The 14,713-nt window shown below is 50.8% G+C and carries 6 protein-coding genes; all 6 read left to right on the top strand.

The annotated features are described in order from the left end of the window. The first annotated feature begins 2 nt into the window (after window positions 1-2). The 6 genes from IEY24_RS10655 (at window position 3) to IEY24_RS10630 (ending at window position 14,693) form a co-directional block, all read left to right on the top strand. A complete protein-coding gene (locus tag IEY24_RS10655; RefSeq protein WP_188931472.1) occupies window positions 3-1,754 on the top strand; it encodes a class I mannose-6-phosphate isomerase in 1,752 nt (583 codons plus the stop codon). 28 nt (window positions 1,755-1,782) lie between these two features. Continuing rightward, window positions 1,783-4,446, top strand: coding sequence for a DUF5054 domain-containing protein (locus tag IEY24_RS10650; RefSeq protein WP_188931470.1), 2,664 nt, complete (start codon window positions 1,783-1,785; stop codon window positions 4,444-4,446). Between the two features lie 98 nt (window positions 4,447-4,544). Next, window positions 4,545-5,276 carry a GntR family transcriptional regulator gene (locus IEY24_RS10645; protein ID WP_188931468.1) on the top strand — a complete coding sequence of 244 codons (732 nt, stop codon included), beginning with the start codon at window positions 4,545-4,547 and terminating at the stop codon, window positions 5,274-5,276. 699 nt (window positions 5,277-5,975) lie between these two features. Then, window positions 5,976-9,134 (top strand): SusC/RagA family TonB-linked outer membrane protein, encoded by a 3,159-nt coding sequence (locus tag IEY24_RS10640; RefSeq protein ID WP_188931466.1) that lies wholly within the window; start codon window positions 5,976-5,978, stop codon window positions 9,132-9,134. A 12-nt stretch (window positions 9,135-9,146) separates the two neighbouring features. Then, window positions 9,147-11,003 (top strand): RagB/SusD family nutrient uptake outer membrane protein, encoded by a 1,857-nt coding sequence (locus IEY24_RS10635; protein WP_188931464.1) that lies wholly within the window; start codon window positions 9,147-9,149, stop codon window positions 11,001-11,003. A gap of 108 nt (window positions 11,004-11,111) precedes the next feature. After that, window positions 11,112-14,693 carry a VCBS repeat-containing protein gene (locus IEY24_RS10630; protein ID WP_229221834.1) on the top strand — a complete coding sequence of 1,194 codons (3,582 nt, stop codon included), beginning with the start codon at window positions 11,112-11,114 and terminating at the stop codon, window positions 14,691-14,693. Window positions 14,694-14,713: the final 20 nt, after the last annotated feature.

Genomic DNA, 14,713 nt, shown 5'->3' with positions numbered 1-14,713 from the left:
TAATGCGTTCCAATTACGACAAGTTTCCATTTGTTGAAGTCAGCAAATCGTCAGAGCTGTGCATGGCCGGCTGGGAAAATATCTTTACGGAGGTGAAGCGTCTTGTCGTGTCCAAAAACAAAACTAAGACGGTGATTTGCATAGAGCTGTATCATGGCGTTGATACAGCCGAAATACTGGACGCGATCAGAACGAACCTTGAAACCGTAGCCTTGCTGAACACCGGTGACTTCCTGAAAGACACCGAAGAAATCAGGGAAATGGTGTACCCGTTTGTGACGGACGATCCTGTTTTCGGGAAAATGAATAGCCTGGAAATGAAGGATTTTTTTGAAATGGACTTGGTGGCGCAGGCGCAGGCCGAGCTGCGGGCGATCACGGCGGGTACAGTGGTGGTGTTGGGAGAAGGCGCCGCCCTTTTTGCCGACGCGGATATCCTGATCTATGCCGATCTGGCGCGTTGGGAGATCCAGAAACGTATGAAACGGAAAGAGGTCGGGAATTTTGGAATGAATAACCTCGACGAAGCATTTGCACTGAAATACAAGCAAGGTTATTTCGTCGACTGGCGTGTCCTGGACAGGCATAAGGAGAGGCTTTTCGACCTGATTGATTATTTCCTGGATACTCACCTCGCCGGTGAACCTAAAATGGTGGGTGCGGAGATATACAAAAAGGGCCTGGATAAGGCCGTAAACCAGCCTTTTCGCGTCGTTCCCTTTTTTGATCCCGGCCCATGGGGAGGACAATGGCTTAAAGAAGTGGCAGACCTGGATCGCGACGAAGTGAATTATGCCTGGGGCTTTGACTGCGTTCCGGAAGAGAATAGCCTTCTTTTCAAATTGGGGGAGTATATTTTCGAACTCCCCTCGATTAACCTGGTATTAACCCGCCCCAAACAGCTGCTCGGGGAATCGGTCTACAAGCAATTTGGTGCCGAGTTCCCGATCCGGTTCGACTTCCTGGATACCATGGAGGGCGGGAACCTGAGCTTGCAGGTGCATCCTACCAGGGCTTACATCCAGGAGCAGTTTGGCATGGATTATACCCAGGACGAAAGCTATTACTTTCTCGAAGCTGGCGATGATGCCTGCGTATACCTGGGTACGTGTAAAGATGTGAATGCGGCCCAGATGATCACGGATCTGGAAGATGCCCAGAACGGTTCGACCGACTTTGATGCCGAAAAATACGTCAACAAGCTGGCGGTCAAGAAGCATGACCATATTCTGATACCGGCCGGAACGGTCCATTGTTCGGGAAAGAACGCGGTAGTACTCGAAATTTCGGCCACACCATACATTTTTACCTTCAAATTGTGGGATTGGGGCAGGCTGGGACTGGACGGAAAGCCAAGGCCGATCAATATAGAGCACGGTAAAAAGGTGATCGACTGGAACCGCGATGAAGATTGGGTCAAAGAAAACCTGTTTAACAACATTACCGAAATCTCTGTAAACGGGCATTCGAGAGAGGAATCTACCGGGCTGTATGCAACGCAGTTTATTGAAACCAGAAGGCACTGGTTTGATGCCAGGGTAACGCATTACACCCGTGGTAACCTGAACGTAGTCAACCTGGTGGAAGGTGAGGAGGCCGTTGTGGAGAGCCCCGACGGACTTTTTGAACCCTATGTGATCCATTACGCGGAAACATTCATAGTACCCGCCAATGTGCCGGCTTACACGGTCACGCCGTTCGGGAAATCGGCAGGGAAAAAATGTGCGACCCTAAAAGCATACATCAGGATATAGACAACCAGCTATTTTATTACCGGAAAGCATGAGCGTATTGAGATTGTCTTTATTAATGTTCTTCGCCCTGACCACCGCGGCACACGGGCAAGCGCAGCAGGAACCGTCCAAAGTAACCGATGTATGGCTGGTTTTCAAGACGCATTTCGATCTTGGTTTTACCGATTTGCCCGCCAACGTATTTGCCAGGTACAGAGAGGAAATGATGGATAATGCATTGAAAATAATAGACGAGAATGCCAGGCTCCCTAAGGAAAAACGTTTTTCGTGGACCGTCCCCGGATGGCCGCTGAGTGCCCAGATACTGGGCCCGCTGCAAACGCCCGAGCGCAGGCTGCGCGTAGAAAAAGCGGTCCGCGAAGGCGCCATTGTCGCCCATGCATTTCCATTCAGTACCCATACCGAGTCGCTTGATTACGAAGATCTTGTAAGGGGGTTGGGGTTTTCCTCAAAAGTTGCCCGCACGTATGGCCTGCCGCTCCCGATCAGCGCGAAAATGACCGATGTTCCGAGCCATTCGTGGGTGCTACCGGTATTGCTCAACCACGCGGGTGTTAAATTTCTCCAATTGGGTTGCAATCCCGCCAGTCAGTATCCCCGGGTTCCGCCGCTGTTTTGGTGGGAGGGAGCTGATGGTTCCCGAATTTTATGCCAGTACACGGCGCTGTATGGGTCGGAAATAAAGCCGCCGGTGGATTGGCCTTGCCGCAACTACCTGGGCATGATTATGACCAACGATAATGAGGGGCCGCCGACCCAAAAGCAGCTGGACGAAATTTTGGCAAGAACCACCAGGGACCTGCCGGGCGTACGCATACATTTGGGAACGCTGGACGATTTCGCCCGGGCGGTACTGGCCGAAAACCCGAAGTTGCCTGTTGTGAAGGGGGACACGCCCGATACCTGGATTCAAGGGTTGCTGTCGAATCCGGAAGAAGCAAAAATTGCCAGAAATATCCGTCCGCTGGAGTCGGCACTGGATGGCTTGCATACGCAAATGAAATTATGGAATATCCCGATGGAACCGGTCTCGGAGAAATTGGCAAAAGCTTACGAGCAGAGCCTGCTGTACGCCGAGCATACCTGGGGAATGAATGCAGAATATGGCCCGCGGTACAGCTATGGCGATGATTGGAAAAAATGGATGAAAGAAGCGGAAGCTGAGCCGGTTGCCGCCGATGGCGACTATTCGAAACTACCGAACAGCTACGCCAAAAATACCGAGAAAGGAAGCAAAAGAAAGTGGCTGAATTCTTACGACGAAAAGCGCCGGTATATTCATAATGCTGGCAATATCGTGAATGAGGAGCTGTCGAATCACCTCAATCTCCTTGCCCGCTCAGTAGGTATCGGAGGGAAGCGCATGGTCGTATATAATGCGCTGCCGTGGCCGCGCTCCGGACTAGTGGAAATCCCCTGGGAGAAAGGCAAGTACTTTTATGCGAAGGATGTGCCGGCTTCGGGATTTGTGGCATTCACCGAAAGCCAGGTACAGGATTATACTCCGACCGTCGACACGCAACCATCGTTTGATACACCTCATTTCAAAATCGTTTTTGATTTGAATAAAGGCGGTATTTCATCGCTCATCGAAAAATCGACGGGCCGGGAATTGGCCGATAAGTCGTCGGGATATGTGCTGGGACAGTTCCTGCATGAACGGTTCAGCAGTAATGAAGTCGACACCTGGTTCAACGCATACAGCCGGATCAAAGAAGGCTGGGGATTGAACGACCTGGGTAAACCCGGCATGCCGACGGCCGATAAGTTGCCCTACAAGGCCATCACGCCTGCAAACTGGCATATTAAGGTGTCACATTCGGCCGCTGCCGATATTGCCACGCTCATTTCGGAGGATACCGAAGGCCTGGCAAAGAAATACACCATGGTATTTACATTTCCGCGTAAAGCTGCCTATGTCGACGTGGAATGGTTTGTGGACTCCAAAACCGCGGATAAACATCCCGAAGGAGGCTGGCTTTGCTTTCCTTTTGCGGTGAAGAGTCCCGCGTTTACGATAGGCCGTCTGGGCGGACCCGTTGATCCGGCCAAGGACATCATAACCGGCACAAGCAAGTATCTGATGGCGGTCAATTCGGGCGTATCGGTAACACAGGCAGATCGGTCGGGCGTAGCGTTGTCGCCTGTGGATTCACCCTTGATCAGCCTCGGCGAGCCCGGTTTGTGGAAGTTTTCAATGGACCATGTTCCCAGTAAGCCAGCTGTGTTTGTGAATATTTACAATAATATGTGGAACACCAATTTCCCGTTATGGCAGGCAGGAACTTGGAGTGAAAAAGTGCGTGTATGGGGCGTCGGCACACATTCTGCTACGATGTCCAACCTCGTAGAAGGTGCCTGGGATGCCAGGCTACCGCTGCTGACCGGCTTTGCTGACGGCCAGGGCGGAAAGCTCCAATCTCAAAAAACGGGGGTGACAACATCCCGGAGCGGCGCGTTGGTGACGGCATTCGGAGAGAACCCGGACGGCCCCGGAGTGATTTTCAGATTGTGGGAGCAGGCAGGAGAATCGGGCGAGATTACCGTATCACTTCCGGCGAAGTCAGCATTCAAGTCTGCGACGCCGGTGAACCTTCGTGGCGAACCCACAGGTTCCCGAATCGCCCTTTCAGGCGGGAAGTTCAGTTTTCCTCTCGGGGCTTATGCGCCTGCAAGTTTTGTTCTGGAGTAGCCCGACGGACGCGAGCCTATTTGTTTGCATTGGCCGCGCAGGTATTTCGCAAGCAGGCTATTTAGCTATTTTTGTGATTGTATACTTTAACTCCGATTATGAAATTTAGCATCGACCATAAAAGCCCGGTTCCATTGCATGTTCAGGCCGAAAACCTGCTTCGCAACATCATTAACGATCCCGAGCACATGAATGGAAAGTTCCTACCCAATGAAGTCGAACTCGCCAAGCAGCTTGCGATATCGAGATCGACTTTGCGGCAGGCGCTCAACAAATTGGTCTACGAGGGGCTCCTCATACGGAAAAAAGGTATCGGGACGAAGGTTGCTGAGTCGGTAATAAGTTCAAAATCAAAGAACTGGCAGAGTTTTACGCAAGAGATGAATGCGCGCGGAATAGTCGTCAAAAATTTCGAACTACACGTAAGCTGGGTTGCGCCCGAGGAAAAGGTTGCCAATTTTTTCGACATTACCCGGGACAAAAAAGTCCTGAAACTGGAACGTCTCAGAGGAAAGGTGGAGGGGCCATTTGTCTATTTCATTTCCTATTTTCATCCCAGGGTAGGCCTCACGGGCGAGGAAGATTTTAAGCGCCCGCTTTACGATATTCTGGAAAGGGACCATCTGGTGGTTGCGACACTCTCCAAAGAGGAAGTAGGGGCGATTGCCGCCGATAAATTCATTGCGGCTAAACTGGAGGTCGAACCGGGAAGTCCTATCCTGTTCAGGAAACGTTTCGTATTCGATCAGGGCGAGCGGCCCATCGAGTATAACTTGGGTTATTACCGGGCCGACAGCTTTGTGTATACAGTAGAAAGCGTAAGAGAATAGCTCCCGGGCGTTGTGGGCGGATACCTTCTGTCTGAGTCTTTGTGCAAACATAGTGTCGGAGTATGTTAATACAAAACAAGATATTGGATTAATTTCTGATATCTGGGTATTTTAATGCAAATAAACGGCCTGAAAACGCATTTTTGCTGTTTATTAAGAAATATCCGCGAGAGATGTGAAATACGGTTACTTGCAATATTCATATCCTTTCATCGAATTATTATTTACGATAATTCTTGTTTGTTCGGTTTTATGTCGATATGTTTGTACATATAAATGATTTTTTAGTGCTGATTTTGAATACGGTATTACCCGGGCCTTTTAAGGCGTTTAAGCACAGCGTATGCTGAGCGACGCTTCCGGTTATTCAAAATCAAACGACGGAACCCCGGCTTAACCGGGTTGGTAGGCAGTAGTAAAAATACAGCGACTTTTCAGGCGGTGCTTTTGAGCACACCGCCGTACTGTGGCAGCTTTCCAGGTGTAGCGTATATTGCTTACCGGTTGGTGGCGTGCGGGTAGCGCTTATACCGGTATCGGACCGTATTCCCGCCTTAATGGCTTTTGCATTTTTGAATATATTGGTCTGCGGGCTTTCGTATGTGCTTTTTGTGAAAATATGACTTGTAAGAAATTTAAGTTCTTAACCCTGGACTGAAGGATAGCGCCATTGCCGATTTTACTAACCAATAATTTTTTATGAAACCTAAACTACTTACAGACAATGCGCACAAGTCGTTGGGCGCTTTCTGGGGGATTGCCCTGGTGAGTCTTCTGGCGCCGACGCCGAGGGCGAGCAGCAGCCCGTTAAGCCGCGGACTGACTGCGGTTGCCCATCATGAACCCGGAACCCGTATTAAGGCCGACCAAGCTGTTTCCGGAAAGGTGACCGACGAAAACAACGCAGGGATACCCGGCGTGAATATCTTGGAGAAAGGCACTAACAACGGCGTCGTTTCGGACCAGGACGGGAATTATTCTATCAGGGTGAAAGACGAGAACAGCATGCTGGTTTTCTCTTATATCGGCTATACGAGTAAGGAAGTGAAGGTCGGTTCGCAGTCGACAATACAGGTTAAGCTCGACGTGTCGCCGCAGGAATTGAACGACGTGGTGGTGGTAGGTTATGGTACGCAGAAAAGGTCGGAGCTGACCAATGCCGTTGTGCAGACAACCGGCGCGGAGATTAAGAAATCCTCGGCTGCGTCGCTTTCCAACTCGCTTGCGGGCCGCATGGCTGGGGTATACGTGACGCAAAGGAGCGCCGCGCCGGGTTTTGACGATGCGCAGATCCTGGTTAGGGGTGCTAGCACTTACCGCAATACCTCTGCGCTGATCGTAATCGACGGGGTGGCCAATGCCGATCCCGATGGATTGAACCGATTGGATCCCAATGATATAGAGTCTATTTCAGTCTTGAAAGATGCCTCCGCAGCCATTTATGGAGCGCAGTCGGCGGGAGGGGTTATTCTGGTGACTACCAAAAGGGGTACTACCGGTAAGCCAACATTCGATTTCTCTACCACGCAGGCATGGCAGTCTCCGACGATGAAAGTAAAATCGGCGGATGCATTCCAGTATATGAAGGTGCTCAACGACAGAAGAGCGCTGGAAGGAACGCCTCCCGACTTTCCCGACGCTTTGGTGGATGCCTTCAAAACAGGGAAAAGAAGACCGGAAAACTGGTGGAATGCCCTGATCGGCCCGCCGGTGCATCAAACACGTTATTCGCTGACAATGCGCGGTGGTACCGAAAGGGTCAGATATTTTCTATCGCTTGGTACGGCTTCGCAAGGTGGGATCCTCCGTGGCGACAACAAGTCGAAGCTGAGACAATATAATGTGAGAAGTAATATCGATGTGTCGGTAACCAAGGATTTTGAAGTAGGTCTTGACCTTTCGGTCCGCGAGAAATACACGCAAACGCCTCAGGGCGGCCCCGGCGGTGAAGTAGGATCACTTGCGAGCACTAGCCCGTTGCAGGAAGCTTATATCGGCGGCGATTACCGCTACCCCGGCGAAGGATGGTCGCACCTTAACCCGGCTGCACGCTTGCTCAGCCCCGGTTATCGCAGGTACCGGGCCGATGTTGCCAGCGGAACGCTGCGGGCGAAATACATCATTCCGTTTGTGAAGGGCCTGGCGCTGGATGGTTACCTGTCGCTGGTGAAAACGATCGACTACAATAAGCAGTTTAACTACGTGTGGCCATACTACGAGCGGGCTCCGGACGGATCGATCGTGAAGAAGCAATCCAGAACAGTGGAAGACATCGGTCTGAGGGAGGATTTCAAACAGAGTTTCCGTACCACTGGAAACGTGAAGCTTTCGTATGCCACGACATTTGCAAGAGACCATAAAGTGAACGCTTTCGTGGCTTACGAGCAGATGAGCTATAATGACAACCTGTTCTGGGCACAACGCCTTGGCTACGATTCACCGCTGATAGACCAGTTATTTGCTGGAAGTACCAACAGATCGAACTGGAATAACGATGGTACTGCGACGGAATCGGGCCGCCAGAACTTTTTCGGACGTGTCAGCTACGACTTTAAGGAAAAATACCTGTTCGGTTTCAGTGCGCGGTACGACGGCTCGCCGATCTTTCCCAAAGAAACCCGTTTCGGCTTTTTCCCGCAGGTTTCGGCGGGCTGGGTGATCAGCAACGAAGCATTCATTCCAAAGAATGTGATCAGCAATTTGAAACTGAGAGCCTCGTGGGGACGCCTGGGGAACGACCGGGTTAACCCATTCCAATACATCGCCGCTTATGGATACGACGCCGGATGGGTGGTGAACGGGGTAGATGCACGCGGTATTGCTGTGAAGTCGACACCGAACCCGAACATCACCTGGGAGGTGAGCGAAAAGACCGATTTGGGACTTGAAGCAGCATTTCTGGATAACAGGCTGACTTTCGAAATGGATCTTTTCAAAAATAAAACCTCCAATATCCTCGGTAGAAGACAGGCGTCGATTCCGAGCTACACGGGATTGATCCTGCCGGATGAGAACATCGGTAAGATGAACAGCCAAGGGATCGAATTCCAGGCAGGTTACCGGCACAACTTCTCGAATCTGACATTGCGCATCAACGGAAATATTTCCTATAACAAAAACGAAATCGTTTATTTCGACGAAACACCTCAGGCTGAGCTCTATCAAAAGCTGGAAGGGCAACCGTTCGGATCCAGGCTGGTGTACAAGGCAACCGGTATTTACCGCACGCAGCAAGACCTCGACAATAGCGTGAAATATCCGGGAGCGATGTTGGGAGGATTGATTTTTGCGGACCTGAACAACGATGGTAAAATCGACAGCAACGACCGTTATATGTTCAATACCACCAATAATACCGATGCAAGTGGTGTCACCACGATTTTCCCAAGTACGCAATACGGTTTAAGCATAGGGTTGAATTACAAAGATTTCGATCTGACGATGTTGCTGCAAGGACAAAGCGGTGCGAAGTTCCGCCTGAGTACAGGATTCAACTCGGGTGCAGGTGGTAACGGGCTGGAATATGTGGCCCTGAACAGCTACTCCAAGGATAATGTAAATTCGGTGCTTCCGATGATCGCACCAACGGGCGTAGCCGGTTCCGACAGCGATTTCTATTACCACACCGCCACATGGATGCGCATGAAAAACATGCAGCTGGGTTATACGCTTCCCAAAAGCCTGCTTTCAAAAGCAAAGGTTACCGCTTTGCGGATTTATGTTTCCGGCGACAATGCATTCATGCTATTTAATTCGCTTAAAAAGTTTGGCAACGGCGACCCGGAATTCCTGAGCGGAAACGGCGGGGCGTATCCCAACATGAAGACGTTGAGCTTCGGAGTCAATCTTACTTTCTAATCAGAAAAACCTATGAAATATTCAGTTATAAAAAATCACGTAATGAAGCGGGCGTTCACGATGTCGGTCATCGGCATCATCGCTACCGCCACTTCATGTAACGTGCTCGACAAAAAGCCGCTGGACGCGATATCGGACGATGCGGTATTCAATGATGCGGTTTTTCTCCAAAACTATGTCTATAACGTCTACAATGGCATCAAACCCCCTTGGGCACCCGGAACCGGCGGTTACGACGCATTGACGGACATCGCGGTGAACCAGCCCGAAACGCATGAGCGTTCGGCGGGTATCCGCAACTACATCGAAGGCAACCTGACAGCCGACAACGTTGCAGACCTGGCTGCCATGCAGAATGGCGCGTCGCTCTGGGATTTTGAATATGGTTTTATCAGAAAGGCGAACGTATTTTTCGAGAATATCGAAAAATCGAGTATTGCTGCCGATAAACTGGACCCAATGAGGGGCGAGGTGCATTTCCTGCGGGCGTGGATGTATTTCGAGTTGATGCGCACGTTTGGTGGTGTGCCCATCATTACAAGCAGCTTCCAGCTGAACTCGGAGAGTTTCGATGTACCCAGAAATACTTTTGACGAATGCGCTCAGTTTGTATTGGCCGAGCTGGATAAATCGATCGGGTTTTTAAATGGGGTGCCGGTCAATACGGGCAAGATCAGCAAAGCGGCTGCACAGGCATTGAAGGCGAGGGTATTGCTCTACCTGGCCAGTCCGTTGAATAACCCGTCTAACGACATAGCTAAATGGAAAGCGGCCGAAGCAGCAACCAAGGTGGTGCTCGACGCCGGATTTACGCTGCACCCGCAATACGCTGCATTGTTTAAAAAACCGCTGAAAACTGACGAAACCATTTTCGGAAAGTCGTTCACGCCGGCTACCCGCATACCCGGCTGGGGTTACAATTACGACTATTGGCCGAGCGGTTTCGATGCGCAGCAGCGGATCGTACCGACGCAGAATTTTGTGAACATGTTCCAGATGACAAACGGAGAATATCCGTACATGCCGGATGGTGTCACGGTGAACCCCGCTTCGGGTTACGATCCTCAGAAACCTGAGAAAAACAGAGACCCGAGGTTCTACGACGCGGTGATCTATCCGGGAGCAGGCCCGATCAACATCATCGATGGTTCGAAAAGTACCGAGCGCCTCTACGAATACTGGGAGGATGCCAATCCGAATCCGGACAATGCGCCGCCTTATACCAATCCTAATAAAGTGGACCCTAAAAACGGCCAGAACCTGTTCGACTTCGGCCGCGATTCGAAAACCTACTGGGTAAAAGGGCTTACGCCTTTCCACTGGCGGGTGCAAACGGGCTATACATTCAAAAAGACCGACGACTTTTCCGGCCCTCGCGCAAGCTTTGACTACGATTATAACCAGGTGGTTGTATTCATGAGATTGACGGAGTTTTACCTGAACTACGCTGAAATACAAATGGCATTGGGCAACGACGCCGTGGCCCGGGAGTATATCAACAAGGTTAGAAAGCGCGGATCGGTGAATATGCCCGACATTAAAAGCAGCGGTGCGGCCCTGGTAAGGGATTATCGCAACGAAAGGGCGATCGAGCTGCATTTGGAAGATACGCGTTTCTTTGACCTCATGCGTTGGAAAGCCGCGCCGGGGAATGTGGATATCGCCGTGAGAGGGCTTACGAAAGTGACCATGGACTGGTCGGCTGCCAAGCCGGGCGATGCTTTGGGCAAACTGAGCTATACTTATGGTGTAATACCTGAGGCAGAGGTGAGAAAGCCGTGGAAAGGTGACCACTACTACCTTTTCCCGATCCCGAACACAGAGATCAGAAAGAGTAATGGTGCTTTGAAACAGAACCCTGGATATTAAAAATAGTGAATTAGAATAGGTTAATAATTAGCAGTATTTTAAACCCGTGGCGGGATTCCCCGTCACAGGTTTTTTTTAATTGGGAGTCCCATCATTAAGCAGCTATTTATGAGGTTTATTTCTACTGCTCTTCTGTCAGGGGCGATCGTTTTAATGTCTTTTTCCTGCAAAAGGAATGGTAAACTGTTTCAGTTGGTATCTCCGGAGCATTCGGGTATCGATTTCAATAATAAAATCGTAGAGAATGATTCGATCAACCCGATCAATCTCATCAATATCTACAATGGGGGTGGCGTCGGGATAGGGGATTTTAACAACGATGGCTTGCAGGATATCTATTTTACAGGGAATATGGTATCCAATAAACTATACCTGAATAAAGGCGAAATGCAGTTTGAGGATGTGACCGACCGTGCCGGTGTAGGCGGAAACGGTAAATGGTGCAGAGGGGTGGCGGTTGTGGATATCAACAACGATGGCTGGCTCGACATGTACGTATGCGCGTCCATTCATGGGGATCCGGAGAAAAGGAAGAATTTACTCTATATTAATCAGGGCAAGGATAGCACCGGAGCGGTGACATTCCGGGAATCCGCGGCGGCCTATGGCCTGGACGATACCACGCATTCCACCATGGCCAGTTTTTTTGACTACGATAATGACGGCGACCTGGATGTATACCTGGTGGTGAACGAGATAGTTCCCAGGGTAGACCCTTCTACTTTCAAGCCTAAAATCACTGATGGCTCGTTCCCGAGTACGGGCCGGCTTTACCGCAACGACCCCGATCCTGCGTTGAAACATCCGGTATTTACCAACGTCACCACGCAAGCAGGGCTGACGATCGAAGGTTACGGCCACGGGGTGACCGTCACCGACATTAACCGTGATGGCTGGAAGGATATATTCGTCACGAACGATTTCATCGCTAACGACCTCTTGTATATCAATAATCACGACGGGACTTTTACTGATAAGGCCGCGTCCTATTTCAAGCATACTTCCGCTAACGGAATGGGGCAGGACGTGATCGATATTAATAATGACGGGCTGTCGGATATTGTGGAGCTGGACATGAACCCGGAGGATAATTATCGTAAAAAAATGATGATGGGGCCGGGCAGCTATCAGACATTTCAGCTGAACGATTTTTATAAATACCAGTACCAATATGTCAGGAATACCATTCAGCTCAATCAGGGACCGAGGGTGAATGCCAACGACTCGATCGGCGATCCGGTTTTCAGCGAGGTGGGTTACATTGCCGGTGTTTCAGCAACCGATTGGAGCTGGACCCCGCTCGTGGCCGATTTCGATAACGATGGTTGGCGCGACCTGGTCGTCACCAACGGTTTTCCGAAGGACGTGAGTGACCGGGATTTTATGACTTACCGCCTCGAAGCGTCGCCGGTTACACCGCAATCCGAAACCTTACGGCAGATTCCGGAGGTGAAGCTCCATAATTATGCCTACAAAAATGGCGGTAACTGCTCCTTCACCGACGTCTCCGAAGACTGGGGACTGACCGACATTTCGTTTTCGAACGGTGCCGCCTATGCCGATCTCGATAATGACGGCGATCTGGATATGGTGGTGAACAATATCAACGATGCAGCTTCTTTATATGAGAACACGAAGGCCGATGCCGGATCTTCCGGGGAACACTACCTGTCTGTTCAGTTACAGGGCGATGCCTTGAATCGTAATGGACTGGGTGCCTGGGTTGAGGTTTACCACGCAGGCACACACCAGGCGTACGAGCAGACGCCCTACCGCGGGTATCTTTCTTCGGTACAACTTAACCCTTATTTTGGCCTCGGAGCTGTTTCCGTGGTGGATTCCCTGGTTGTCCAATGGCCCGATGGCGACAGGCAAACGCTGCTGAATGTGAAGGCCGACCAGGCCATCAAGGTCAACAAAGCCGCTTCAAAAGGCAAACACGTTCAACCTCATCCGGTATTTGCCCAAAACACGCTGTTTCGTGATGTTACGGGTATGCTGGGCGTGCATTATGTACACGCACAAATGGATCAGATTGATTTCAGTATTCAAAAACTGCTTCCGCACAAACTTTCCGAGTATGGCCCCTCCCTCGCTGCGGGCGACGTGAATGGCGACGGGCTGGATGATATCGTAGTCGGCGGCAGTGCTACATCCGGGACCACGCTGCTCGTGCAGCAAAACAATGGTTTGTTTGCTCAAAAGACGATAGTGCCGCCATCGGCTATTGCCGACGCGCATTATCAAGATATGGGGACCCTGCTCTTTGACGCCGATGGCGACGACGCCCCGGACCTTTACATTGCCCGGGGTGGTTATACGGCGAAATCCAATTCCAATGTCTATCAGGATCAATTCTATGTCAACGACGGTAAGGGTAACTTCGCAGCCGATAGTACTGTATTCCCCCGTAATTTTACGAGTAAGTCGTGTGTCAGGGCGGTAGATTACGACCGGGATGGCGACCTTGACCTGTTCGTTGGCGGCCGGGTAGATCCCTGGCATTACCCCAGGCCGGTGTCCAGCGTTATTTACCGGAATGATTCGAAGGGCGGCAAAGTTCGTTTCACGGATGTTACTGCACAGGTGGCAGGTGAACTCGGTGGGATCGGTCTTGTGTGCGATGCCGTTTTTACTGATTTTGATAACGATGGCTGGCCCGACCTGTTATTGGCCGGTGAATGGATGCCGGTTACTTTTTTCAAAAATAATAACGGGGTTTTCAAAAACGTGTCAGCCGCCACCGGGATTTCCAATCAGAAAGGTTGGTGGAACAGCATTGTGCCAGGCGATTTCGATAACGACGGCGACATGGATTATGTGGTCGGGAATCTGGGACGGAATTCGTTTTTCCAGGCTTCGGAGCAATATCCTGTATCGGTTTATGCCAAAGATTTCGATAATAATGGCAGTTATGACGCCTTCCCGTCGCTGTACCTGCCCACCAGCCAGGCCGACCTCACCCGGAAAGAATATCCTGCACACATGCGGGACGATGCCGTGAAGCAGGTGATCGGAATGCGTGCGAAATTTCAAAACTATAAATCGTACGCCAATGCCGGCATGGACCAGCTATTCACCAGCGAGCAACTCGAAGGCGCATTGGTATTGAAGGCGGGCAATCTCAGTTCGGGCTACTGCCGCAACGATGGCGGCGGTAAGTTTACATTGGCCCCCCTGCCGTTTATGGCGCAGCTGTCTGCATTGAACGGCATGATAGCCGATGACTTCGACGGCGACGGCAATCTCGATCTGGCCATCAATACCAACGATTACGGAACCGACGTGACTGTCGGCCGTTACGATGCGCTGAATGGCCTGATGCTGAAAGGAAATGGCAAAGGGGATTTTGTGCCGATGTCCATCCTCCAAAGCGGGATTTTTATTCCTGGCAATGGAAAAGCGATGGTGAAGCTAAGGGGCGCCGCGGGGAGCTATCTGCTTGCCGCGGGACAGAACCGGGGCCCGCTGAAAATATTCGAACTCAAACAGGCCATCAACGCCATTCCTTTGAAACGCGCCGACGTCAGCGTCGGGATCACCTTTGCCGATGGCAGAAAACAAAAAGTGGAGGTGCATTACGGTTCGTCGTTTCTTTCGCAATCAGCCAGTTTTTTCAGTGCCGGAAAAGGTGTAAAATCGGTAGCTGTCACTGAAAAAACGGGCAGAATAAGGAGAATCGATTTTTGAACCTCCCGTAGTCTACTAAC

This window comes from Dyadobacter endophyticus, assembly GCF_014641595.1.
Classification (GTDB): Bacteria; Bacteroidota; Bacteroidia; order Cytophagales; family Spirosomataceae; genus Dyadobacter; species Dyadobacter endophyticus.
This window is presented reverse-complemented; position numbering and strand designations above follow the sequence as displayed.

Coding starts and splice junctions, on each gene's coding strand:
- IEY24_RS10655 (WP_188931472.1), top strand. CDS start 3: ATGCGTTCCAATTACGACAAGTTTCCATTTGTTGAAGTCAGCAAATCG.
- IEY24_RS10650 (WP_188931470.1), top strand. CDS start 1,783: ATGAGCGTATTGAGATTGTCTTTATTAATGTTCTTCGCCCTGACCACC.
- IEY24_RS10645 (WP_188931468.1), top strand. CDS start 4,545: ATGAAATTTAGCATCGACCATAAAAGCCCGGTTCCATTGCATGTTCAG.
- IEY24_RS10640 (WP_188931466.1), top strand. CDS start 5,976: ATGAAACCTAAACTACTTACAGACAATGCGCACAAGTCGTTGGGCGCT.
- IEY24_RS10635 (WP_188931464.1), top strand. CDS start 9,147: ATGAAATATTCAGTTATAAAAAATCACGTAATGAAGCGGGCGTTCACG.
- IEY24_RS10630 (WP_229221834.1), top strand. CDS start 11,112: ATGAGGTTTATTTCTACTGCTCTTCTGTCAGGGGCGATCGTTTTAATG.